This window comes from Actinoplanes sp. NPDC051346, from assembly GCF_040682215.1.
Lineage (GTDB): Bacteria > Actinomycetota > Actinomycetes > Mycobacteriales > Micromonosporaceae > Actinoplanes.
The window spans coordinates 550,036-574,006 of sequence record NZ_JBFBAJ010000003.1; the positions used below are offsets into that span (position 1 = coordinate 550,036).

17 protein-coding genes and 2 pseudogenes are annotated in these 23,971 nt (G+C 69.9%); 9 read left to right on the top strand and 10 right to left on the bottom strand.

Features of this window, described 5'->3' with window-relative positions; translation table 11 throughout:
• Window positions 1-4: 4 nt before the first annotated feature.
• Window positions 5-874, bottom strand: coding sequence for a biotin--[acetyl-CoA-carboxylase] ligase (locus AB0M36_RS10840; RefSeq protein WP_364155240.1), 870 nt, complete (start codon window positions 872-874; stop codon window positions 5-7).
• A 29-nt stretch (window positions 875-903) separates the two neighbouring features.
• Window positions 904-3,159, bottom strand: a complete 2,256-nt coding sequence (locus tag AB0M36_RS10845) for a hypothetical protein (protein WP_364155242.1) — start codon at window positions 3,157-3,159, stop codon at window positions 904-906.
• A 176-nt stretch (window positions 3,160-3,335) separates the two neighbouring features.
• On the opposite strand from AB0M36_RS10845, the gene AB0M36_RS10850 reads away from it, so the two are divergent.
• Window positions 3,336-4,922, top strand: a complete 1,587-nt coding sequence (locus AB0M36_RS10850) for an acyl-CoA carboxylase subunit beta (protein ID WP_364155244.1) — start codon at window positions 3,336-3,338, stop codon at window positions 4,920-4,922.
• Window positions 4,923-5,001: 79 nt separating this feature from the next.
• Here the strand turns inward: AB0M36_RS10850 and AB0M36_RS10855 are convergent, their stop codons facing one another.
• The 4 genes and pseudogenes from AB0M36_RS10855 to AB0M36_RS10870 form a co-directional block, all read right to left on the bottom strand.
• Complete coding sequence (locus AB0M36_RS10855; protein ID WP_364155246.1) at window positions 5,002-5,652, bottom strand: M50 family metallopeptidase; 651 nt, start codon at window positions 5,650-5,652, stop codon at window positions 5,002-5,004.
• A gap of 157 nt (window positions 5,653-5,809) precedes the next feature.
• The gene (locus tag AB0M36_RS10860; protein WP_364155248.1) at window positions 5,810-6,550 is read right to left on the bottom strand and encodes a M50 family metallopeptidase; all 741 of its coding nucleotides are present in this window, start codon (window positions 6,548-6,550) and stop codon (window positions 5,810-5,812) included.
• A 549-nt stretch (window positions 6,551-7,099) separates the two neighbouring features.
• A complete protein-coding gene (locus tag AB0M36_RS10865; RefSeq protein ID WP_364155250.1) occupies window positions 7,100-7,312 on the bottom strand; it encodes a hypothetical protein in 213 nt (70 codons plus the stop codon).
• A 3,000-nt stretch (window positions 7,313-10,312) separates the two neighbouring features.
• Window positions 10,313-11,179 (bottom strand): annotated as a pseudogene (locus AB0M36_RS10870) (serine/threonine-protein kinase); the annotation flags it as partial.
• Window positions 11,180-11,281: 102 nt separating this feature from the next.
• On the opposite strand from AB0M36_RS10870, the gene AB0M36_RS10875 reads away from it, so the two are divergent.
• The 7 genes and pseudogenes from AB0M36_RS10875 to AB0M36_RS10905 form a co-directional block, all read left to right on the top strand.
• Window positions 11,282-11,479 carry an acyl-CoA carboxylase subunit epsilon gene (locus AB0M36_RS10875; protein ID WP_364155252.1) on the top strand — a complete coding sequence of 66 codons (198 nt, stop codon included), beginning with the start codon at window positions 11,282-11,284 and terminating at the stop codon, window positions 11,477-11,479.
• 132 nt (window positions 11,480-11,611) lie between these two features.
• Window positions 11,612-12,016 carry a hypothetical protein gene (locus AB0M36_RS10880; protein WP_364155254.1) on the top strand — a complete coding sequence of 135 codons (405 nt, stop codon included), beginning with the start codon at window positions 11,612-11,614 and terminating at the stop codon, window positions 12,014-12,016.
• Window positions 12,016-13,428, top strand: a complete 1,413-nt coding sequence (locus AB0M36_RS10885) for a hypothetical protein (RefSeq protein ID WP_364155255.1) — start codon at window positions 12,016-12,018, stop codon at window positions 13,426-13,428. The genes AB0M36_RS10880 and AB0M36_RS10885 overlap by 1 nt, the downstream gene beginning before the upstream one ends.
• The gene (mycP, locus tag AB0M36_RS10890) at window positions 13,425-14,543 is read left to right on the top strand and encodes a type VII secretion-associated serine protease mycosin (RefSeq protein WP_364155257.1); all 1,119 of its coding nucleotides are present in this window, start codon (window positions 13,425-13,427) and stop codon (window positions 14,541-14,543) included. The genes AB0M36_RS10885 and mycP overlap by 4 nt, the downstream gene beginning before the upstream one ends.
• Before the next feature lie 32 nt (window positions 14,544-14,575).
• Window positions 14,576-15,196 carry a Maf family protein gene (locus AB0M36_RS10895; RefSeq protein ID WP_364155258.1) on the top strand — a complete coding sequence of 207 codons (621 nt, stop codon included), beginning with the start codon at window positions 14,576-14,578 and terminating at the stop codon, window positions 15,194-15,196.
• A 109-nt stretch (window positions 15,197-15,305) separates the two neighbouring features.
• Window positions 15,306-17,060, top strand: a complete 1,755-nt coding sequence (locus AB0M36_RS10900; RefSeq protein WP_364155259.1) for a biotin carboxylase N-terminal domain-containing protein — start codon at window positions 15,306-15,308, stop codon at window positions 17,058-17,060.
• 1,468 nt (window positions 17,061-18,528) lie between these two features.
• Window positions 18,529-18,930, top strand: a pseudogene (locus AB0M36_RS10905) (DedA family protein); the annotation flags it as partial.
• A 333-nt stretch (window positions 18,931-19,263) separates the two neighbouring features.
• Here the strand turns inward: AB0M36_RS10905 and AB0M36_RS10910 are convergent.
• Complete coding sequence (locus AB0M36_RS10910; RefSeq protein WP_364155260.1) at window positions 19,264-20,664, bottom strand: NAD(P)H-quinone dehydrogenase; 1,401 nt, start codon at window positions 20,662-20,664, stop codon at window positions 19,264-19,266.
• Between the two features lie 105 nt (window positions 20,665-20,769).
• Between AB0M36_RS10910 and AB0M36_RS10915 the strand changes: the two genes are divergently transcribed.
• The gene (locus AB0M36_RS10915) at window positions 20,770-21,231 is read left to right on the top strand and encodes a gamma-glutamylcyclotransferase (protein WP_364155262.1); all 462 of its coding nucleotides are present in this window, start codon (window positions 20,770-20,772) and stop codon (window positions 21,229-21,231) included.
• Here AB0M36_RS10915 and AB0M36_RS10920 read toward each other — a convergent pair.
• Genes AB0M36_RS10920 through AB0M36_RS10930 form a run of 3 tightly spaced genes read right to left on the bottom strand, consistent with a single transcriptional unit; the run spans window position 21,228 to window position 23,971 of the window.
• Window positions 21,228-22,166, bottom strand: a complete 939-nt coding sequence (locus tag AB0M36_RS10920; protein ID WP_364155264.1) for a GNAT family N-acetyltransferase — start codon at window positions 22,164-22,166, stop codon at window positions 21,228-21,230. The two genes, AB0M36_RS10915 and AB0M36_RS10920, sit on opposite strands and share 4 nt — an antisense overlap.
• A gap of 14 nt (window positions 22,167-22,180) precedes the next feature.
• Window positions 22,181-22,918, bottom strand: coding sequence for a hypothetical protein (locus tag AB0M36_RS10925; RefSeq protein WP_364155265.1), 738 nt, complete (start codon window positions 22,916-22,918; stop codon window positions 22,181-22,183).
• 42 nt (window positions 22,919-22,960) lie between these two features.
• A complete protein-coding gene (locus AB0M36_RS10930) occupies window positions 22,961-23,971 on the bottom strand; it encodes a hypothetical protein (protein ID WP_364155267.1) in 1,011 nt (336 codons plus the stop codon).

Below are 23,971 nucleotides of genomic sequence, written 5' to 3' on the forward strand. Positions count from 1 at the left end.
GGGCTCAGCGTACGTGCAGAACGTCACCCGCCGAGACCCGATGCTCGACACCGTCAGCCGTACGGATCACGAGCTGCCCGTCACCGTCCACCGTGGCCGCGACCCCGACGAGCGCACCGCCGTCCGGCAGCAGCACCCGCACGTCACGCCCGATCGTCGCGCACTCCCGCCGGTACGCCCCCAGCAGCCCGCACAACTCGGCGTCGCCGCCGGCTTCGCGCCACCCGCCGTACCACTGGGCGAATCCGCGCAGCAGGGCCCGCAGCAGCGGATCGCGATCCGCGGAGCCGGAACCAGCGAGCCGCAGCGACGTGGCGGGCAAACCGGTGGTGGGCGGCAGCTCGTCGACCCGGGTGCTGACATTCAGCCCCACCCCCAACACCACGGCGTCGCCGGCGACCTCGGCGAGAATCCCGGCGGCCTTGCCCACTTCCCCCTCCGGCGCGGTGACCAGCAGGTCGTTGGGCCACTTCAGCGAGGCGTCCACCTCGGCCACGCGCTGCACGGCCTCCGCCAGCGCCACCCCCGCCAGCAACGGCAGCCATCCCCACAACCGTTGGGGAACGACCTGCCATCCGCGCTCGGCGTCGGCGACGCCGGGACGCAGCAACACGCTGAGCGTGAGGCCCGCCCGGGGCGGAGACACCCACTCGCGGCTGCGCCGCCCACGCCCGGCGACCTGCCGCTCGGCGACGACGACCAGGCCCTCGCCGGCGCCCTCCCGGGCGGCCCGCGCGACATCGGCGTTCGTGGACCCGGTCTCGGCGACCACGTCCACCTGTCGCCACATCGCGCCCGGGACGATCAGGGCACGCTGCAGAGAGCGCGCGGCCAGCGGTGGGCGGTCGAGATCCGTGTACGGCGAGGAAGCCACCGGCCCACCCTATGCGTTGCGCCGGGCGCTCAGCTGGGTTCCGCGGCGTGCTTGCTCACATAGACGGTGCTGCGCGCCTCGGACTGACCGGCGCCGGGTCGAGGACGCGGTCGAGGACGTGGGCGAGCGGGCTGCTGGAAAGCCCGGTCGCCGTCACCGGCGTCGAGTGCGACGGCCGGCAGGCTCTGGGTCGGATCGCCACCGCCCCCACGCCGCCGCCGAACCTTGATCGACGATCGGTGGAAGCGGCCGGACTCGTCCTCGTCCGCGGTGGTACGGGCCCAGGTCAGCTCGGGGAGCGCGGCATCGGGCAGGTCCGGGACCGTCCAGATGGGGCCCTCGGCGCTCGCCGGCCGCCCGGCGACACCGTCATCGTCTGTTGGTTCCGCTTCCGCTTCCCACTCGTGGTCCGGTCGGCCATAGTCGTCGATCGGGGACTCGGACGGTCCCGCCTCGAACCGACTCGCGTCGTCGCGGTCCCACGCGCGCGGAACGCCGATGCGGTCGTCGGGCCGGGCCGGCGGCCACTGCGGAACGACGGCGGTCGGTTCCGACTCGACCTCGGGCTCCGGATCGGTGTCGGGTGCCGGCGGGACCTCCGGGATGCGTTCCACCGGCACCGGCCAGCCGTAACCGGCGTCCGGGACGGGCGTCCAATAGTCGCCGGAGACGGGCTCGTCGCGGTACTGCGGACGGATCCACCCCTCGACCCGGTCACCGAAGCGGCGCCCGGCGGGACCGGACCACGGCCGGCGTTCGCCCGGGCGGTCGTCGCCGGATCCCGGCGCCGCCTCGGCGAAGAAGCGGCGGGCGAACGGATCGTCCGGGGATGCCGCCTCGGCAAAGGGGCCGGCATCGCCGTCGAACGGGTCGATGTCGAAGCCGCCCCCGGCGAAGGGGTCGATGGCGGCCGGGAAGCTGCCGGATGCGTCGGTGTCGTGCACGGCTTCGAAGTCGCCGGACAGGTCGGGGTCCTCGAGGCCGGCTTCCTCCCGAGCGAGAGGGGAGTCCCGCTCGCGGCCCAGCGGGACATCGGCGACGGCTGGCGGCCACTCGTCGTCGGTGACGGGTTCGAGTTCGACGTCGTCGTTGGCGTAGCGGTCGTGGTCGAGGTCGAGGTCGAGGTCGTGCGCCCCGTCAAGGCCGGGGTCGATGTCGATGTCGGGTGCGCTCGCCGGGCCGAGGCTCACCAGGCGCACGTCCGTCGGTCCGGCGGCCGGGATGATCGGCGGGATCTCCGGCGCCTCTTCCGCCGGCCGGAAGTGCCGCAACCCGAGCCGCTCGGACACTGTTGCCGGACCGGTTTCGGCGCTCGAGCTGGTCCCCGTGCGCTCGTCGTTCGTCGCGGCCTCGCCCGGGCCCTCGAGAGGTGCGTCGACACTGCCCGGCACCACAGGCACGGCCGACGCAGCGGTCAGGTCGGACCGCATCGCATCCAGGACGGAATGCGCGGACACCGCCGCACCGTCCGTCGGGGCCGCGTCCGTGAGGTCGGCAGCCCGCGAGATCGGCCAGAAGCGTCGCGAGTCCCGCGGACCCGGAGCCGCCGCGGCATCGTGGCGTTGGGATCCGGAGTGGGACCGCCAGCCCGAGGAATCCTCATCGTCGATCGTGACGCCGCGCCTCGGAGCTACCGTCTCATGCCCGCGCATCGCCGGCTTCTCCCCGGCGGGGACGCGTTCGGCCGCGCTACCGGCGACCGCACCGGTATGGCGGCCCGCGACAGCGTCGCGCTCCGACAGGTCGCTGCGACGTCCGGTCGCCGACTCGGCATCGCCATGGCGCCGGCCGGTGCCCGCCATGCTCTCCGACACGTCGTCCCGGCTCCCGGCATCGGACCGGGCATCGGACCGGGCATCGGACCGGGCGACGGACCGGGCAACGGTCGCCGCACGGCCACGACGCCGTCGCACGGCGCGAACTCGCCGGGCGCCGGACGGTTCTACGACGCGCTCCCCGCCCGAAGCGGGTGCGTGCTTGGCTTTGGTCCCCTTGCCGGAAGCAGCGGCGCTGCCACCGCCGCGGACGCCGTCGTTCTCCCGGCCGCCGCCGAAGAGCGCCTTGCGGAACACGATGAGCGTCGCGATGCCACCGACGATCAACGCCACGCCGACGGGGGTCATCCATGTCGTCACGCGGGTTGTAACGAATGGTGCATTAAGAACGAAACGACCCCGGCTCGACGCCGCCCGGACCCACCGCTTCGACGCGCTGGATACGATCTCCCACGGCACGGGCGCAGACCGCGCACCGGCCACGCGCAGGCAGGCACGCAACGACGTCACGGCAGGCTCCGACCGCGCTCACGCGCGCGGAAGACGCGGAAGACCGCGCCGGGCGCCGCTACGCGTCGCGGGCAGCCGGCGCACGAGGGAGCGAGCGCGACGAACCGCGACCGCGGAGAATGCGCCCCCGAACGGCGAGCAACCGTGCGGGTGCGGGCGAGTGGAGGCACGGGACAGTGACGACCCAGCAGGACGTGGAGCAGTCCGACATCCACACCACGGCCGGCAAGCTCGCCGACCTGGCGCGGCGGACCGACGAGGCGGTGCACGCCGGTTCGGCGCGAGCCGTCGAGAAGCAGCACGCCCGCGGCAAGAAGACCGCCCGTGAGCGCATCGAGCTGCTGCTCGACGAGGGCTCTTTCGTGGAGCTGGACGAGCTGGCCCGGCACCGGTCGACGGCCTTCGGCCTGGAGAAGAACCGCCCCTACGGCGACGGCGTCGTCACCGGCCACGGCACCATCGACGGCCGGCAGGTCTGCGTCTTCTCCCAGGACTTCACCATCTTCGGCGGCTCCCTCGGCGAGGTCTTCGGCGAGAAGATCGTCAAGGTGCTCGACCTCGCCATGAAGATCGGCTGCCCGATCATCGGCATCAACGACTCCGGCGGCGCCCGCATCCAGGAGGGCGTGGTCGCGCTCGGCCTCTACGCCGACATCTTCTTCCGCAACGTACGGGCCAGCGGCGTCATCCCGCAGATCTCCCTGATCATGGGCCCGTGCGCGGGCGGCGCGGTGTACTCCCCCGCGATCACCGACTTCACCATCATGGTCGACCAGACATCGCACATGTTCATCACCGGCCCCGACGTGATCAAGACCGTCACCGGTGAAGAGGTCGGCATGGAGGAGCTCGGCGGGGCGCGTACCCACAACAGCCGCAGCGGCAACGCCCACTACCTGGCCAGCGACGAGGACGACGCGATCGACTACGTGCGCGCCCTGCTGTCCTACCTGCCCAGCAACAACCTGGACGAGCCGCACGTCTTCGAGCTGCCCGCCGACCTCAGCCCCGGCGAGACCGACCTCGCGCTGGACACGCTGATCCCCGACTCGGCGAACCAGCCCTACGACATCAAGAAGGTCGTGGAGGCCGTCGTCGAGGACTTCCTCGAGGTGCAGCCGCTCTACGCGCAGAACATCGTGGTCGGCTTCGGCCGGGTCGAGGGACGCCCGGTCGGCGTGGTCGCCAACCAGCCCATGCACTTCGCCGGCACGCTGGACATCGCGGCCTCCGAGAAGGCCGCCCGCTTCGTGCGCACCTGCGACGCCTTCAACATCCCGGTGGTCACGTTCGTCGACGTCCCCGGCTTCCTGCCGGGCACCGGCCAGGAATGGGACGGCATCATCCGGCGCGGAGCCAAGCTCATCTACGCGTACGCCGAAGCGACCGTCCCCAAGGTCACAATCATCACCCGCAAGGCGTACGGCGGCGCGTACGACGTCATGGGCTCGAAGCACCTCGGCGCGGACCTCAACTTCGCCTGGCCCACGGCCCAGATCGCGGTCATGGGCGCCCAGGGCGCGGTCAACATCCTCTACCGCGGCGAACTGGCCGCCGCCGAGGACCCGGCCGCCCGGCGCGCCGAGCTGATCGAGGAGTACGAGGACACGCTCGCCAACCCGTACATCGCAGCCGAACGCGGTTACGTCGACGCGGTCATCGCACCGTCGCAGACGCGCATCCAGGTGACCCGCGCCCTGCGTACGCTGCGCACCAAGCGCGAGACGCTCCCGCCGAAGAAGCACGGCAACATCCCGCTCTAGAAGGCACGTCCCGCGAGGGCCCGCTCTAGGGGCACGTCCCGCGAGGCCTGCTCTAGGGGCACGTCCCGCGAGACGCCTCCTAGTGGCGCAGGAGTAGGGCGCCGCCGTAGACGAGGGCGCCGAGAGACAGCAGCCAGAACACGAACAGCCAGACCACGTCGCCGATGAGGGTGTGCTTCTCCAGCAGACCCGCATCGGTCGACGGGTCGGTGTGCATCGCCCAGAAAAGCTCCGGCACCTGCCGGGCGCCGCCCATGAGCAGGAACCAGACCCACACGTACGCGAAAGCGAGCTGAACCGTCTCCGTCGAGCGCATCGCGACCACCCAGAGGATCGCGCCGACGCTCAAGATGACGAAAACGCCGAACAGATTACGCACCATGATCAGTACGCCGGCCAGGAAAGCCAGGCTGAGCAGCAGCACCGACCGCGGATCAAAGTCGTGGACAAGCAGCTGCACGCCGGCGAAGCCGAAAATGGAAGGCCCGAGATAGCCGGCCACCAGAGACACGAACTTCGAGACCCAGTTCTCCTCGCCCGGCAGCATCTCACCGGCGCCGCCGTGAAAGATCTTGACGTGCTTGACGGCGGAACCGAACAGCCACCCGAACACGGCATGGCCGCCCTCGTGGGCAACGGTGATCGCATTGGTCGTGTAGCGCCACAGCGGCACGGCACCCACGAACGCCACCAGCGCGGTACTCCACGCCATGCCCGGCCCAGCAGCCATACGCCGAAGCTAACGGCCGACGCGCCCGACCCGCATCGTTATCACGTACTCAATGCGCCACGGTCGGACTACCCGACGTTGCGGTTAGGGGGTGGTGCCGAGCCCGGCTCAAGGGGTGGTGCCGAGCCCGGCTCAAGGGGGTGGTGCCGAGCCCGGCTCAGGGGGTGGTGCCGAGCTCGGGAAGCCACTGTCCCGCGAGCATGAAACCGCCGATGACCAGCGCCGCCACGTCGACGGCGAGGAAGACGCCGACCCAGAAGAGCGCCGGGATGTGGGTCAGGCCGGCGAGCTGATCGGCGTCCGAGTCCCTCATCCGGCCCCGGCCGCGGAGGCTCTGCAGCTCGAACACCGGACGCACCCCGCCGATCAGCAGGAACCACACCCCCACGTACGCGAAAGCCGCTTGCACCTGCGCGGACGCGTACCAGGAAACGGCGAAGACGATCGCACCCGTGACCACCACGGAGACCGCGCCGAAGACGTTCCTGATGTTGATCAGCATGAGCAGCAGCAACACGACCGCGAGCCAGAGCAGCAGAGTGATCCGGTTCCCACCGAGCAACCAGGCTCCGCCCAGCCCGATGAGCGACGGCGCGATATACCCGGCTAGCAGTGTGAAGATCATGCCGGGCCCGGTCGGCCGCCCGGCGGACAGCGTCAGGCCGGACGTGTCGAACTCCAGGCGGATCCCCCGAAGCTTCCGCCCGGTCAGCAGCGCAACAAGCGCATGCCCACCCTCATGCGCGATGGTGACGGCATTGCGGGCGACCCGCCACAGCGGGCGGAAAGCGACCACAAGGAGCGCTATCACCGCCGTCACCAGAACAAGCGTTCCGGGCGGGTCGGGCTGGGCGCTGAACAGCGTCTCCCAGAGATCTGTCACCGAGTCGATCGACACAGCCCGGGAGCGTAGCGGATCACCGCAGCCTCCCGCCCAGCCCAGCCGCGCCGTATCACGTTCTGGCGGCCCCCGGCGCTCCTAGGGCGTCTCCTGCGCGGCAGCTTCTGTCGCGGCGGCAGGCAGCTTTGGTGGGGGCCAGTCGGCAGTTCCAGCCGAGGGCCGGCAGCAGATTTGATCGTGGCCTGTCAACGGCTCCAGCCGAGGGCGCCGGCCACTGGGGCGTGGCCTGCTGGCGGCTCCAGCCATGGCCCAGCGGCCGCTCCAGCCATGGCCCGGCGGCGCTCCAACCGCGGCCCGGCGGCGCTCCAACCGCGGCCCAGCCGCGCTCCAACCGCGGCTTGTTGGCGCTCCAACCGCGGCTTGTTGGCGCTCCAACCGCGGCTTGTTGGCGCTCCAACCGCGGCTTGTTGGCGCTCCAGCCGCGGCTTGTTGGCGGCTCCCGCCGAACCGCTCAGCCGTGGCCTGTCGGGGGGCTCCAGTCGAAGCCCGCCGTGTGCTTGGTCGTGGCCTGCCGCGGACGATCGTCATGGCGGTCAGGCCGGCGGCTCAGGCGCGGCGGCGTAGGGCTGATGATGGCTGCGGTGCCGTGCGGCGGTGCAGTTGCCAGGCGCCCGCGGCGGCGCACGCTACGAGCATCGCTCCGGCGGCGGCCAGGAGCACGGTCGTCACACCCGCGGCCGCCACGAGGATGGCGATGTCGGCGAGTGCGACGAGCATCCACAGTGCGAGTGCGGGCTTGCTGCCGTGTCGACGAAACATCGTGCACCTCCTGATTCGGTGGCCGATGAGTACCCATTCATCGATCACCTCATGCAAGAGAGATCACGGCAGCGGCTCGAACCCCTTGAAGATGACTTCCAGATCCTTCCAGGACGCATCCCAGTCGTCGGGGGAGACGTACCAGTTGATGCTGTAGGCCTTCTTGGGACCGGTCAGGAAGTTCCGCTTCAGGACCCGCTGCCGGAAATCGTTGGAGGTGGTGTAGTAAAACTCCCAGTCGACACCCTTCTGGAAGTAATTCACCGGATCCATCCTGATTCGGTCGTAATCGCGGTACGTGGTCCCCGCGCGAGCGGCCTCCTGCTGCTCCCAGTCGGCCTTGGGATCCGGCGCCGGACTGTCGGTCTGCGCGATGATCAGCAGCCGGTTCGGGAGCTGAATGCGGATCTCCTCCGGGTTCGAGTCATTTACCTCGGCCTTCGGAGGCAGCGGCACGCGGAAACCGGTCTTGGCGTCCCCATACATCCGCCAACCGCGCGGCAGGACCAAGGCCGCCGGCGAAGACGGCTGCGGACCGCTCGACGGCGTAGCCCCCGCGGACGGCGGCGCACCACCCGGCGCGGAAGACTGCGGCTTGCCCGCACTCTTCGCCGGCCCGGCTTGCTTCTGCCCGCCATCCCCGCCGTTCACGAAGGCAATCGGAACAATCACCGCCAAAAGCAACAGTACGGCGCCTAGAACACCAACCACGACCACCGTCTGCCGCCGCGTCAGCGTGACCCCGAAAACCGTCAGCCCCCGCCGACCGGCCGACGGCTCCCGCAAATTCATCGGCTGCCAGGCCGGCCGACTCGACAGCCCCGGCGCCCCGGAGACCGGCGCAACCGACTCACTCCGGGAGGGTGCGATGACCCTGGCATGCGACTCCGAGTCGGGCTTGCCGCTCTCGGACTTGCCGCTCTCGGACTTGCCGCTCTCGGACTTGCCGCTCTTCGACTGCCTGTCGTCGAGCTCGCCGTCCTCAGCTGTGCTGTCCTCGGGCGTGTCGCTTTCGGACCCGGTTTTCTCGAAGGCGCTGCTCTCTGCACCCTTCGGCGCGTTGCCGGGGATCGTCGCATCCGAAGCGGCGTTCGTGCCGGCTGCCACTTCGGCGTCGGAGGGCTCAGGTTCGGCCTCCGGGTCGGTTTCGACGTCGGTTTCGACGTCGGTTGGGGCGTTCTCGGTTCGCGACTGCGCTCCGCTGCCCTTGCGCAGCGGCTCGGCGGCCTCTTCCTGCGCCTTTTCAGCCTGGGCCCTACGTGCTTGAGCCTTACCTGCCTGGGCCGGAATGGACGCTGCCGCCGTCTTCGCATCTGCTGTGCCGCCGGAGGCGGATTCAGCCTCTACCGCTTCGCCGGGGGTGTCGCCCTCCGCCGCCTCTGCGGCGGTCTGTGCCGTGCCACGGGAAGTCTCTGCCGTGGCAGCGGGGCTCTCTGCCGTGGCAGCAGGGGTCTCTGCCGTGGCAGCAGGGGTCTCTGCCGTGGCAGCAGGGGTCTCTGCCGTGGCAGCAGGGGTCTCTGCCGTGCCGGGCGGGGCTTTTTCGGCGTCGCTGGGCTCTGCGTTCTCGGCGTCGCTCGGCTCTGCGTCCTCGGCTGCCTGGCCGACCGAGGGCCTGGCGGACTTCGGAACAGCCATCGCCGCCTGGCGGCCACGGCCCTTTTTCCGGACGGCCTTGGTCGTCGAGGCCGCTCCGGCCCGAGCTCCTACCGCGGGCTTGGCCGATGGGGGCTCCGGCTTGGCCTGGTCCGGTTGGGGCTCGGGATCGCCGCCCTCGGACTCGTCAGCGTCGTCTTGCAGCAGCGAGGCCTTGTCACTCACGGCGTCGTCTGCCTGTGCACCTTCGTCGGTAGTCGCCTCTTGAGACGCCACCTCGGCAGGCCCAGCTACGCCGTCAAGGGCTGCGGCGCTGCCGGTCGCTGAGCCATCGGCCGCTGCCGCGCCGTCGACCGCTGAGCCATCGACCGCTGCCGCGCCGTCGGCCGCTGGGCCGTTGGTCGCTGCCGCGCTGTCGGTCTGGGTGATCTTGTTGGCGGTCGTGCCCGTGTCGGTGGTCGCTGCCTTGGGGGCGGGCTTCGTGCGGCGAGGGCCGAACGGCTCGCGCGACGATTTCGCGTTCGTGGCGGTCCCGGACCCGGCCGACGGTGCGCTGCCGGCGGAAGACGGCGCTTCGGACGCGGCAGTCTCGGGAAGGGACGCCGCGAAGGACGCGGCGGTCTCGGGAACGGCCGTGGCCAGGCTGGCTGAAGCGACGCTGCTCGGAACATCTACAGAGTCGGCCCCCTCGGAGCCGGTGGCAGCCTCGGCGGAGGACGGCGTCTCCGGCCTGGGTGGGGTCGGTGATTCCTCGCCGCTTAGGGTTGAGTGTGGGGGCGGGGGTGTTGGGGCGGGCGTTGACTGTGCGGGCCGGCCCGGATGGCCGTGGCGGGCTGCGGCGACCTCTTCGGCGGTGAAGGACCCCAGGGCGGAGCCCGCGCCGCGCATCGTCGCGTCCAGGGCGGGGGTGGTTTCGGGTTCTGCTTCTTGTCCTGGGGGCGGCGGCTTTGCTGTGCCCGTACCTAAAAAGGTTGCGGGCTTGTCCACCCGGGTGGCGTCCAGAGCCGGGGTTTTGGGGTCGATGCGGGTCGGCGCGTCCGCGGGACGCGGCGCGCGGCCGACCGTGGCCTTGCCGGGAGTGAAGATCGTCGGGCGACCGGTGGGGGGCGGATCCGACGGGCCCGAGGTGGTCGGGGGCGTGGCACGACCGTGGGTGACCGGCGGCGTGGCGCGGCCCGGAGTGACCGGCGGCATCCCGGCCCGCCCCGAGGTGATCGGCGGAGTGGCCCGACCGGGGGTGACAGGCGGCGGGGTGCCCCGGTCCGGGGGGATCGAGGTGGAACCGGTGCGGCCGGACGCGGTCGGCGGCGTCGGCGGCCGGCCTGAGGTGACCGGCGGCCGCGGTCCGGGAACGACGGGCGCGCTGGCCGAGACCCCGGGAACGATCGGTGGGCGCTCGCGACCAGCGCCGGGTCGACGCATCGTCGAGCTCATCGGGAAGCCCAGCCGCGATCGGCGGCCGGTGGCGCGCAGCAGGAGGCGCTCGGCCTCGTCCGCGTCGATGCGGTGGGCGGGATCCTTGCGCAGCAGGCCGTTGAGGACCGGCTTGAGCGGACCGGCGTTGCGGGCCGGCGGTGGGTTCTCGGTCGCGAGAGCGGCCAGGGTGGCGATCGCGGAGGGCCGCGCGAAGGGAGACGCACCCTCGACCGCGGCGTAGAGCGTCGCGCCAAGCGACCACAGATCGGCACCCGGACCGGCTGTGCCGTCCCGAGCACGCTCCGGAGAAATGTACGCGGGTGAGCCCAGCACCAGGCCGGTCCGCGTCACGTTCGGGTCGCCGGGCACCGTGGCGAGGCCGAAGTCGGTGAGCACGACGCGGCCATCCTCGCCGATCAGCACGTTGCCGGGCTTGACGTCGCGGTGCACGACACCGGCCCGGTGCGCGGCCCGCAGCGCCCCGAGGACGCCGAGCCCGATCTCGCCGGCGCGGACCGCGTTGAAGGGCCCGTCGCTGGCCAGAATGTCCTGGAGGGAGCGTGAGGGCACGTACTCCATGACGATCCACGGATCGGCGTCCGTCCGCAGCACGTCGAAGACACGCACCACGTTGATGTTGTTGAGCCGCGCGATCGCCCGCGCCTCCCGCAACGAGCGCTCCCGCATCTCCTGACGCTCGTCAGGAGTGAGGCCGGGAGGCGGAACCAGCTCCTTGATGGCAACATCACGGTGCAGGACGACATCGTTCGCCCGCCAGACACGACCCATCCCGCCCTGACCGAGCGGCGCGACGAGCCGGTAGCGGTCAGCGACAACGAGCGGGGGGGAAGTAGACATCACGCAGAAAATACCCGGTCCTGTCGACCCGCAGCGAATCGATCAGCCGAGTGTGGGACGCGTGTCACCGCGCATCGCGGTAACAGAACGTACGCTTGATCAATGAATGAGGAACCGCTGGTCAGCGTGGTGCGTGGCGTGCCGACCACAGAAGAGCTGGCCGCCCTGGTAGGGGCCTTGATCGGATCATCCACGGGTACGGATCCCGCGAAGCCCCGAGCATCGACGAACGCCTGGACCCGCAGCGCCCACCCGGGAGCGGGCCGCGGCTCATGGCGAGAGTCCAGCCTCCCCCGCTGAGACCAGACCGAGACATAGACAGCGCTCGGTATCGTGGAAGTGTCCACAGCCGCGGCCCGGGGGTCGAAAGACAGCCCCGGCGCGGACTAGTGTCGCGGGAGATTTCGCACTCTCGGGGGAGGGCACAGGCACATGCACGAGTTGCCGGACAGCTCCATCACCAGCTTCGCCTCGATCGAAACCGACATCCAAGCGATGGAGGAGTTCGCCAAGACCCTCGCGAACGAGGTCCAGGCCGGATACGACCCCAACCTGCAACGGGTCACGGCCGCGATGATGACCGAGCTGCCCGCCGCCAGCCAGCTCTTCCCCGAGCTGCAGACCTTCCTCACGGCGCACAACGAGGTCCAGAACCAGACCTTCGCCAACACCTTCAACTTCCGCGACGGCACCCACGTCTTCGCCACCGCCGCGCAGTCCATCAGCGACGAGTACCGCAACGCTGACGCGTACGCCCACGCCAAGGTGACCGACGTCGAAAAGGCCTTCTCCGACGCCGCCCCGCAGCCGCTGGCCTCAGAGACGGAGACGAACTGATGCTCATAGCCGATGGAGGCGGCGGCTACGGCGGCACCGACTGGAACTCGAAGGACGTCCGGTACATGTGGGCGGCGGTCGCGGATCAGGAAACCGACAGTCACTTCGACGTGGTGTCGGGATGGCGGCAGACGGCCGAACTGACCCTGACCCATCTCGGTCAGGTCAGGATGTATCGCGACAACCTCGCATCGGTCTGGCCGCCCTCCAAGAGCGCGGCGTCGGCCGCTTATCTCGGACGGCTGGATAGCTTGATCGCTGATCTCCAAGCGACCCATGACGCTGCGTCCGCCAACTACACCGCCTTCTCGACGGTGACCTTGACTCTTAGCTTGGCCCGCAACAAGCTGCAGCCGCTGCTCGAGCAGTACGAGGCGAACGAGAAGGCGAACCTCGCCTGGCAGGCGAAGCGGGAGGCGGAGGCGGCCAATCCGACAGAGCCGCCAAAGTTCTCGGTTCCGCCGGTGTCTAGTGCACAGCAGGAACGACTGAATTCCCAGGCGCGAGCCATCATGTATGACTTGAGCAGCACGGTGATCAGCGGACAGGCGGCCCTGCAAAAGCCAAAGCCGTACAATCCTGCCGGCGCCGGCGAAGCCGTGAATGGCGATCAGGCCGGGAGAGCGGAAACCGACACCTTCGCAGTTCCTCCGATCATCCCGCCACCTGGCAGTGGTGGCAGCACCGGCGCAACACCACTGACGTCGATTGGAAACTCCTCAGCCAGCCATGCAGGTCCAACTCCGTCATCAGGAGCTGCGCCCTCGCACTCGAGTGCGGTGGTTGGCGGGACAGTCGGGAGTGGCCCCGTGCTGGGAAGCGCAGGGCCGGGCACGGTGACGCCTGGCGGACTGAATGTCACCCCATCGCCGCCTGTTTCGAGCTCCTCGCTTCAAACAACCACGCCGGGGCTGATCTCCAATTTTGCACCTCCGGTTGCGAACACTGGTTTGATAATTCCAGGCGGCCAGCTACCGCAAAAGCCCCTTGAGGGGCCGAGCGCCAGATCAAACCTTGGCAGCGGGCCTGGCGGTAGAGTTTCGCCGCCGTCCGGGGTCGTGGGAGCCAGTCCCGGCAGCGGAATCATTGGGCAAATGCCGTCAAGAGCCGTTGGTCCGCGCGAAGGAAACACGGTTTCCAGAGTGAATCCCGTTGGCGGGGTTATTGGCCAACCTGGAGGCCCCGCTGGACGAGGTGGCGTCGCAGCCGGTCGCGCGCCATCCGGTCCGGGCACGTTGAGCCTTGCTGGCCATCTAGGCCGAAATCCCACTGGCCGCGATAGCGCAATAAATGAGAATCACTGGGACCCAGATAACCCGTGGGCTACAAAGGAGGGGGTAGAGCCGGTGCTCTTACCACCGCCAGATCCAGGCCCCATCGACCCCGGACCCGCCATTGGTCATGCCAGATGATCCGAACTGCTTTTTCGACTTCATCTGTAATTCTCGCAACCCTCGGCTCAGCCCTCTTCGGCGTACCGGCGCTTGCGGACGAATTCCGCGATATGCAGTGGCATTTGCAATACCTACGCGTGGCTGAGGCTCACACAATAAGCACCGGACGAGGCGTTACAGTCGCAGTTGTCGACACTGGCGTCAGCGGGCATTCAGATCTGGCTGGCAGCATAGTATCGGGAACCGACTTCATCGACCCAGGCGGCAACGGCCGGAATGATCTGGACGGACACGGCACGGCCATGGCCGGCCTCATCGCCGCGCACGGGAAGGGCAGCAGGGGCGTTCTGGGAATCGCTCCGGGAGCTAAGGTCCTGCCGATACGGGTCCTTAAGGATAACCGAGAGGCCGAACTCGAACTCGGCCCAGCTATCGACTTCGCAGTAAAACATGGAGCTAAAGTGATAAACATTTCGGCTGGCGGTGGCACGTCGCCGAAAACCATCAAGGCCGTGAGAGCAGCCGCAGACGCGGATGTCGTTATAGTTGCCGCCGCAGGAAATCGACCTCGTGACGCGGGGGTGATCTCGCCGGCGATTTTCGAGAGCGTAGTAGCGGTTACAGCAACCGATCGTGGTGGGAAAATATCCGACGTCTCGGTTACTGGACCAGCAATTGACCTGGCGGCTCCCGGGGAGGACATCACGACGACCTCGAACGCCGATCAGTACACCATCAAACAGACCGGCACATCAGACGCCGCGGCTATTGTCTCCGGTGCTGCGGCGTTGCTGCGCAGCAAGTATCCGGACATGACCGCTAAAGAAGTAGTCCAGCGACTTGAGGACACCGCCACCGACAAAGGCGCTCCCGGCGTAGATGACGAGTACGGGCACGGCATCGTCAACATCGTGGCTGCCCTCAAAGCCGGCGACACCCCCACCCCCGGCCCGCAAAGCAGCTCAGCGCCCGGCACCCCCTCCACACCCACCCCAACACCCAAGGCAGCCCCGGAAACCAAGCCCGCCAGCAACAACACCCCCCTCATCGCCGGGGCTGTCATTGCCGTGCTCGTCGCCGGGCTTGGGGCTGTTTTGTGGGTTCGGCGGCGTTCGTCCGGTGGGGCGCGCTGACCCTCCCGTCACTGCTTGTAGCGTAGGGCTCTGTGCGTACTGACCATGGTCCCCGGCTCATTCTCGCCTCCGCCAGCCCTGCCCGCCTAGCTCTGCTCCGAGCCGCGGGATTCGACCCGTCGGTGCAGGTCAGCGGGGTCGACGAGTCCGTAGTCGAGGCCGCCGAGGCGCATGAGCTGTGCCTTGCTCTGGCGCGGATGAAGGCTCGGGCCGTGGCCGCCACGCTCTCTCCCGACCCGGGCGTTCTCGTGCTCGGCTGTGACTCCGTACTCGCCTTTGACGGCAAGATCCTGGGCAAGCCCGCCAACGCCGCGGAGGCTGTTCGGCGGTGGTGTGCCATGCGGGGGCGGTCCGGGGTGCTGCACACCGGGCATCATCTGACCGATCTTGGCGGCAAGCAGGTGGAGGCGGTGGGCGCGACCGTCGTGCACTTCGCCGATGTCAGCGACGCTGAGATCGAGGCGTACGTTGCCACCGGCGAGCCCTTGCACGTCGCCGGGGCGTTCACCATCGATGGGCTGGGTGGTGCCTTCGTCGAGCGGATCGAGGGCGATCACAGCAATGTCGTCGGCTTGTCCCTGCCGCTTTTCCGCCGGCTTCTGCAGACCTTCGGCGTCAGCGTTCCCGCGTTGTGGAAAAAGACCGACGCCTGACGGCCAGGGACGCGGGCGCAACAGGACAATCCAGCCATACTGTACGGCCTCCGCGCGCTCCATCCACAGGTCCGAGCGCACCGGTGACACCTGACGATAGGCTCAGGCCGTGCGCAAGGTATTGATCGCTAATCGCGGCGAGATCGCCGTCCGTGTCATTCGGGCCTGCAAGGACGCGGGCCTGACCAGTGTCGCTGTCTATGCGGACAGTGACCGGGACGCGCTTCCCGCGCGGCTCGCCGACGAGGCGTGGGCGCTCGACGGCGAGACGGCCGCCGAGACCTATCTGCGCATTGACAAGATCCTCGACGTGGCCGCCCGCAGCGGTGCTGACGCGGTGCATCCCGGCTACGGCTTCCTCAGTGAGAACGCCGAGTTTGCTCAGGCCGTACTCGATGCAGGTCTGACCTGGATCGGTCCGACGCCGGCGGCGATCCGCGACCTGGGCGACAAGGTCACCGCGCGGCACATCGCGCAGCGGGCCGGCGCGCCGCTCGTGCCGGGCACCGCCGAGCCGGTCGCCGGTGCGGACGAGATCGTCGCGTTCGCGCGCGAGCACGGCCTTCCCGTCGCCATCAAGGCCGCCTTCGGTGGTGGTGGTCGCGGTCTCAAGGTCGCTCGCACGCTGGAGGAAATTCCCTCCCTGTTCGAGTCGGCCACCCGCGAGGCGGTGGCGGCGTTCGGCCGGGGCGAGTGCTTCGTCGAGCGCTACCTCGACCGGCCTCGTCACGTGGAGGCGCAGGTCCTGGCCGACACGCACGGCAACGTGGTCGTGGTCGGCACCCGTGACTGCTCGCTGCAGCGCCGGCACCAGAAGCTGGTCGAGGAGGCGCCGGCGCCGTTCCTCACCGCAGAGCAGCGCGAGCGCATCCACAGCAGCGCCAAGGCCATCTGCCGGGAGGCCGGCTATCACGGCGCCGGGACGGTCGAGTATCTCGTCGGGCAGGACGGCACGATCTCGTTCCTCGAGGTCAACACGCGGCTCCAGGTGGAGCACCCGGTCAGCGAGGAGACCGCCGGCATCGACCTTGTCCGCGAGCAGTTCCGCATCGCCGACGGCGAGCCGCTGGCGCTGACCGAGGATCCGGAGCCACGCGGGCATTCCATCGAGTTCCGGATCAACGGCGAGGACGCCGGCCGCAACTTCCTGCCGGCTCCGGGCACTGTCACCGGCCTGACCTGGCCGTCCGGCCCCGGCGTACGGGTCGACGCGGGCGTCGAGGCGGGCAGCGTCATCGGCGGCAACTTCGATTCCATGCTGGCAAAGATCATCGTGACCGGGGCGACCCGGGCCGAAGCCCTGGATCGGGCCCGCCGGGCGCTGGACGAGACGGTCATCGAGGGGATCGCGACCGTCCTGCCGTTCCACCGCCTCGTCGTGCGCGACACGGCGTTCACCGACGAACCGTTCTCCGTGCACACCCGCTGGATCGAAACCGAATGGTCCGGCGGCGTCCCGGCCTTCACCCCCACCGCCACCCCGACGCCGGACGCGCCGGCACGCGAAACCGTCGTGGTCGAGGTCGGCGGCAAGCGCCTGGAGGTGCGCCTCCCCGCCAACCTCACGATGGGTACGGGCACAGCCCCCGCAGCCCGCCCCACCTCCCGCCGTTCGGGCGCCCGAGCAGCGGCCGCAACCCCAGGCGGCGCCGCCGCACTCACCGCCCCCATGCAGGGCACCATCGTCAAGGTCGCCGCCGCCGACGGCGACACCGTGGCCGAGGGTGACGTCATCGTGGTCGTCGAGGCGATGAAGATGGAGCAACCCCTGCAGGCACACCGCGCGGGCACGGTCAACGGCCTGACCGCCGAGGTCGGCACCACGGTCACCGCCGGCTCGACGATCTGCACCATCGACGACTGACCCAGGCGGCACAGCCTGGACTTCGAGCACAGCCTGGACTTCGAGCACAGCCTGGACCGTCGCACACCGGCGGCAGAAGTCGGGCCGCCGGTACGGGACCTACCGACGGCCCAGGCGCCGCGCCACCACGCCGATGGCCGGGCGGGCGCCAACTCGTCCAGGACGTCGGGAACGGGAGACCCGGCGTCCGGACTGTTAACCAAGGTACGCGTGCGAGCGCCTCATCAGAAGCAGACACCGCACTCGAAACAAGCGCCCAGCAGAAGCAAGCGCCCCACCAGAGTGCGCCCAGCAGAGCAGACACCCGCCCCACTAGGGGCGCCCGATGAGAAACAGACCGAGCAGAGGTGACACTCGGCGACACGGGCACTCAGGGGGCAATCGCACAGGGGCGGGCACCCAGCCGGGCAAGCACCCAGCCGGGCAAGCACCCAGCCGGGCAAGCACCCAGCCGGGCAAGCACTCAACGAAGCGAGCACCCCCAGCGAAGCGAGCACCCCCAGCGAAGCGAACACCCCCAGCGAAGCGAACACCCCCAGCGAAGCGAACACCCCCAGCGGATCCTCATCGGGCCGACTTTGGCCGGGCTGCGAAATCCGTTCGTCGGCGGCAGGAGTGTGTCCTTATTGCGATTCGGCGGCGGGTATGCCAGGGATGGGTGGAAACCTCCCGCGTCGCGCGCAGTGTGTGCACCGTGGAGGACGTACCGTGTCGGGCATCACCGTTAGCCGGGCCTGATCGGGGCGCATGCTGAACTCAGCCCATTCTCAGGTGCGCCCACGGACAATGCCGTGGAACCTGGAACCGTGAGGTGGCCGAGCCGATGACCGACCTGTTGACCATTTTGGCAACACCGGCCTGGGCCTATCTCGCTCTTTTCGGCTTCCTCACCGTGGACGCGCTGATTCCGGTGGTGCCGACCCAGGCGATCATGATCACGTCTGGTGCGCTCACCGTATACGGCAACCTCAACCTGGCTCTGGTCATCGCCGTCGGGGCGCTGGGCATGTTCACCGGCGACTCCATCGCGTTCTTCCTCGGCCGCACCGCCGGGCATGCCGCCGAGAACTGTGGCGGCGGCGGCCGCCTCGCCGCGCTGCGCAGCCGGTTCACGCCCAGCGCTGAGAGCGCGGACGACGACGACCCGCGCGACATCCACGACGCAGCCAGCAGAAACGGCCTGTCCAACGCACACAGGCCAGCCAACAAACACGACCTGGCCAACGCACACGGACCGGCCAACGCACACGGCCTGGCCAACGCAGGCGGCCTGGCCAACGCAGGCGGCCTGGCCAACGCAGGCGGCCTGGCCAACAAACACGACCTGGCCAACAAACACGACCTGGCCAACAAACACGACCTGGCCAACGGACACGGGCCAGCCAACAGACACGGCACGGGCGGCGGACTCGACCCGGGCGGTGGCCGGGGACTGGGCCGGGACGGCGGTCCGGGCAAGAGCGGCTCCCGCACCCGCCGAGCCGCCCAGCGTTTCACTCGTGGCCTGCGCAAACCCGGCCCGCTGGTGCTCCTGCTCTGCCGCTTCGTCCCCGGCGGGCGGATGGCGGCGGGCTACCACGCCGGACGGACCGGCTACCCCATCAAGCTCTTCGTGCTCTACGACGGCGGCGCCGCGCTGGCCTGGGCGACCTACGGGGGGCTGGTCGGCCATGTCGGTGGCACCGCGGTGACCCAGTCGGCGTGGCGGCTCTTCTCCATCGCCGCGACCGCCGCGGTCATCTTCGGCACGGCGGGCTGGGTCCTGGCGCTCTCCGGCGGGCGCAAGGACGCCGACGACCTTCCCGCGGATGCCGCCGGCGAGGACGAGCCGGTCCATGACGCCCCGGTCCAGCCCGTCCACCCGCGATAGGAAGTCTCGGCCGCCAGCAATAACGCCAGCCAGGCAAGCCAGCCACAACGCAAGAGGCCGTGAAGCAAGCAAGCCGGAGAGCAAGCAAGCCGCAGAACAACCAGCCCGCGAACTAAGCAGGCCCCAGAGCAAGCAAGCCGCAGAACAACCAGCCCGCGAACTAAGCAGGCCCCAGAGCAAGCAAGCCGCACAACAACCAGCCCGCGGAACAAGCAGCCCGCGGACCAACCAGCCCCCGGAACAAGCGGAACAACCAGCCCGCACCTGCCGAAAACCGGCGAAGCCCGGACCGTCAACCAAAGAAAACGCAGCCCAGGCCCGACAAAAACACCGTTACTGACGCTCGTGCAGCATCAACTGCCGAGCAGCCTCAGCAATCGACCCGGACAACGACGGATAGATCGTGATCGTATGCGCCAACTGATCGACCGTCAGATTGTTCTCGATCGCCATCGTGATCGGCAGGATCAGCTCGCTCGCCTTCGGTGCCACGACCACACCCCCGACGATCTGGCCGGTCGCCGGGCGGCAGAAGAGCTTGACGAAGCCGTCGCGCAACCCCGCCATCTTGGCGCGGGCGTTGCCGGTGAGGGGCAGCATCACCTGGCGGGCCGGGACCTTGCCGGCGTCCACATCATTCTGGGAGACGCCGACGGTGGCGAGTTCCGGGTCGGTGAAGACGTTGGCGGACACCGTGCGCAGTCGCAGCGGTGCCACGGCCTCGCCCATGGCGTGCCAGATGGCGATGCGGCCCTGCATGGCGGCGACGCTGGCCAGCGGCAGGACGCCGGTGCAGTCGCCCGCCGCGTAGATGCCGGGGACGTTCGTCCGGGAGACCCGGTCGACCGTGACGTATCCGCCCTGGGCCACCTCCACGCCGTATTCGCGCAGGCCCAGGTCGGCGGTGTTGGGCACCGCGCCGACCGCCATCAGGGCGTGTGAGCCGGTGACGGTGCGGCCGTCGGCGAGGGTGACCTCGACGCCGTCGCCGGTGTTGACCACGGAGTCGGCGCGGGACTGGTTGAGGATCGTCATGCCGCGTTCGCGGAAGACGCGTTCGATCGCCATGGCGGCGTCGGCGTCCTCGTGGGGCATCACTCGCTCACGGCTGGAGACGAGGGTCACGGCTACGCCCATCGCGAGGTAGGCGCTGGCGAATTCGGCGCCGGTCACGCCGGAGCCGATGACGACGAGGTGGGTGGGCAGTTCGGTGAGGTCGTACACCTGGCGCCAGTCGAGGATGCGTTCGCCGTCGGGTACGGCCGTGCGCAGAACGCGGGGTGTCGCGCCGGTCGCGACGAGGACCGTGGCGGCGTCGACCGCGTACGGGGAAGCGCCGTGCGGGGTGATCAGGACCTGGTGGGTGTGGCCCAGCGTGTCCTCGCCCAGCCGCGCGTGCCCCTGCACCACGTCCACACCGGCCTTGATGAGCTTGGCCTGGATGTCGCCGGACTGCGCGAGTGCGAGCTTTTTCACCCTTTCGTTGACCGCCACGGCGTCGACGGTCACGCCTTCCAGGCCCGCGGAGCGCACGCCGAACCGCTCGTTGTGGCGGTAGCCGGTCACGACCTCGGAGCTGGCGATGAAGGTCTTGGAGGGGACACAGTCCGAGAGCACGCACGCTCCGCCGGCGCCGTCGGCCTCGACGAGGGTCACGTCCGCGTCGAGCTGCGCGGCGACGAGCGCCGCCTCGTACCCGCCCGGACCACCGCCGATGATTACGATCCGACTCACGCGCTCTACCTCCATTGTTACGTTTCGTCACTTACGTGACTGAGTTGTGCCGACACGCACGCCTCGTATTCTCCCCCAACCGGGTGCCGGGCTATCGTCATCGCCGTGGGTCATTACGCCGCGTACGGTTCCAACCTTGATCCGGCCCGGATGCGGGCCTATTGTCCGCACTCGCCGATGGTGGGAGTCGGGTGGGTCGAGGGCTGGCGCCTGACCTTCGCCGGCGAGGGCGACCTCGGCTGGGAGGGCGCGGTCACCACGATCGTCGAGTCTCCCGGCGACCGGGTCTTCGTCGCGCTCTACGACGTGCACCCCTGGGACGCGGCCCAGCTCGACGAGGTCGAGGGCGTGACCGCGGGGGCGTACCAAAAGCTCACCGTGCGTGTCTCGACGCTGGAGGGTGACCTGAGCGCCTGGGTCTATGTCTTCGACGGCTACGAGGGCGGCATGCCGACGGCGTGGTATCTCTCGGAGATCGCGAACGCCGCCGAGAAGGCCGGCGCTCCCGACGACTACGTCAACGAGTTGCGGCAGCGGCCGACCCGCACCTCCTCGCCGGAGATCTAGATCTCGATCTCGCGCTGATAGATGTTCGCCTCGTAGAGCGGGTGCATGCCGACCGCGCGGTAGAGCCGCGCGGCCCGCGTCGGGTTCGCCAGGTCGACACCCAGGCCGGCCCGGGTGCGTCCCTGGGCCGCATAGGCCGCGAACGCCCGGCGCAGCAGGGCCTCACCCACACCCCTTCTTCGGTACGCCCGAAGCACGGCGAGCGAGCGCACCCACCCTTCCCCCTCCTCCGCGGAAGAGTCGGATGACTGGAGCACGCCGGCCCACTCGTCATCCACGAACGCCACGAACCAGTCGTCGGAGGCGTCGCCGGCCTGGGACGACCACTCCTCGTACCCGAGGGACGGGTGGTCGCTGTCGCGGAACGCCTCGGCGATGGTGGCGTGGAACCGGCGAAGCTCGTCCGCGCGGACCGGCCGGATGGTGACACCGGCCGGCGGCCGCGGCGCCTCCGGCGACACGCCGTCGAGCGACATGGTCATGCGCGCGTGCTGCTTGAGGAAGACGAAACCGGCGGCGGTCAGCGTCTCGATCCACGGCGTCTCGCTGGGGATGGCGCCCGCCCGCACCGTGTAGTTCTTGTGGCCGAATTCGCCGGCGCGCTCGGCCGCGCGGGTCAGCATCAGCTCCAGCAGCGGCCGTTGCGCGGGGATGCCGCGCTCCGGCCACACATAGATCTCGAGGAAGTCGCGGTCCTCCCCGTTGGGGTTGTTCGGATATGCCCACCCGGCGAGCGCGCCGTCGGCGTCGAACGCCAGCCAACAGTCCTTCGCCATGTCGGTGTTCGGGCCGGTCAGCGCTTCCCTGACCTCGTCTGCGGTGAAGTCGGGCTCGCCGACCGCCGCGATGTCGCTCGCGTGGGCCAGGGCCAGGATGGAAGGGACGTCGTCGAGGGTGGGCCGGCGGGTGTGCCATCCGGCGGGCAGTTCGGTCACCGCGCCAGCCTGCCTCATCGGGAGAGGCGGTGCGACAGAGATTCGAGCAGGCCGATCAGCTCGACGCGCTCGGCGCGGTCGAGGGCGGCGTACGCCTGGCCGGCCAGCGATCCCGCGACGGCCTCCGCCCACATGAGACGCCGGACGATCGGGCCGGCCGGCGGGTACGGCGGCTGCCAGCCGAACGCCACCGCGCCCGTCTCCCCCTCGGGCCCGGCGATGATCGCCTGCAGCGGGGTGAGGCCGCTGGCGCGGACGGCCACGACGTGGACGCCGAGCCAGTGCTCGTGGAGCAGGTGCAGCATGACCGCGGCCTGCGCCCCCGGCGCCGCGTCCGGCACCGGCATCGCCCGCCATGCGGCGAACAGCGGCAGTCCCGCGCAGTCCACTGCGGACACGATCCGCTTCGACAACTCGAGGAGGCGGGTGAGCCGGGGAAAGCCGCCGAGCTGGTCGATGCCCCACCGGCACAGCTCGTGCAGGTGCCAGGTGGCGACCTCGACGGGCGGGATGGTCTTCGCCGCCGACTCCCAGCCGTCGGTCACGGCGTCGGGGGCGATGAACCCGATGGCGGCGGCGACGGTCTCCGGCCGCACGTCACCGAGCACACCGGCCCGGGCCGAGACGTGGTACGCCCATCCGGACAGCCCCATCAGCCGGGCGCGACGCAGCGTCTGCGGGGACTCGGCGAACGCCCCGACGAGGGACGTGAGTCCCGGCCGGGCATTGGCGGCTGCCTGTTCGGGGGTCACCGCCCGATTCTGCTCTCCCTGACCGATTCTGGAAAACCGCCGTTAGTCCGGTTCCTCGGCATCGAGATCTTCGAGTGCCGCTTCCACGTCGCCGACCTGTCTGCGGGCGGCCGACGCCTCCCGCTCGGCGGAGCGTCGGGCCAGCTTGCGGCGGGACACCTCGGCCTGGGCCACGATGCGCTGGCGTTCGAGTTCGGCGATGTGTTCCTCGAGCTCGTCGACGGCGTGGCTCGCCGCCCGCTCGGCCTCGTCGGCGCGTTCCAGGGCGGTCTTCGCCTTGCGGTCCGCCGTGCGTGCCAGGGTGAGTTCGCGCTGGAGGTCGCGGCGCTTGGCGGCGCGCTCGTTCCGGGCCTTCTCCTCGGCGCGACGTCGACGTTCGTCCAGCACCGAGACGCGTTTCGGCTCGGCCTCGTCCGGAGTCTCCGACTCCGACGGCACCGACGACTCCGACGACGCGGACGACTCCGGCTCCGGCGACTCATCGGCGTCGTCGGTGTCGTCGTCCGCGTCGTCGGTGTCGTCGGCTGCGTCGTCGGCCGTGACCAGGCGCAGCCGCGGCCGGGGCACCTCGCCGAAACCGGCGTAGGCGGCGGCCCTGATCAGTCGGCCGCTGCGCACCTGCTCGGCGACGTCGGGTTCGGCCAGGGCCGCGCCGAGGGTCGCCTCGACCTCGGCCATCGGCAGCTTCGCCGTCCGCAGCGCGGGGTCGTCCTCGACCGCGAGCTGCTGCGCGGATCGGACCAGCGCGGAAATCACCTGGCGACGCTGCTGGGAGAGCTCGCGCAGGTCGTCGCCCCGCAGGCTGCGCTGGGCCTGGCGCAGCGCGGTGGCGAGCTCGACGAGGTCCTCGATGAGGTCGGGCCGGCGCAGGGCGAGCAGGTTGACCAGCCACGCCGCCACGGTGGGCTTGCGCAGGGCCGCGAGGCGTCGGGCCGCCTCCTTGTCACCGGCCTTGCGGGCGGCGGCGACCGCGGCGGCCCGGCCCGCGACGAAGCCTTCCGGCGGCGCCTCGTACAGCCGCCGGATCAGCTCGTCGGTCTCGGGTGTGGCCAC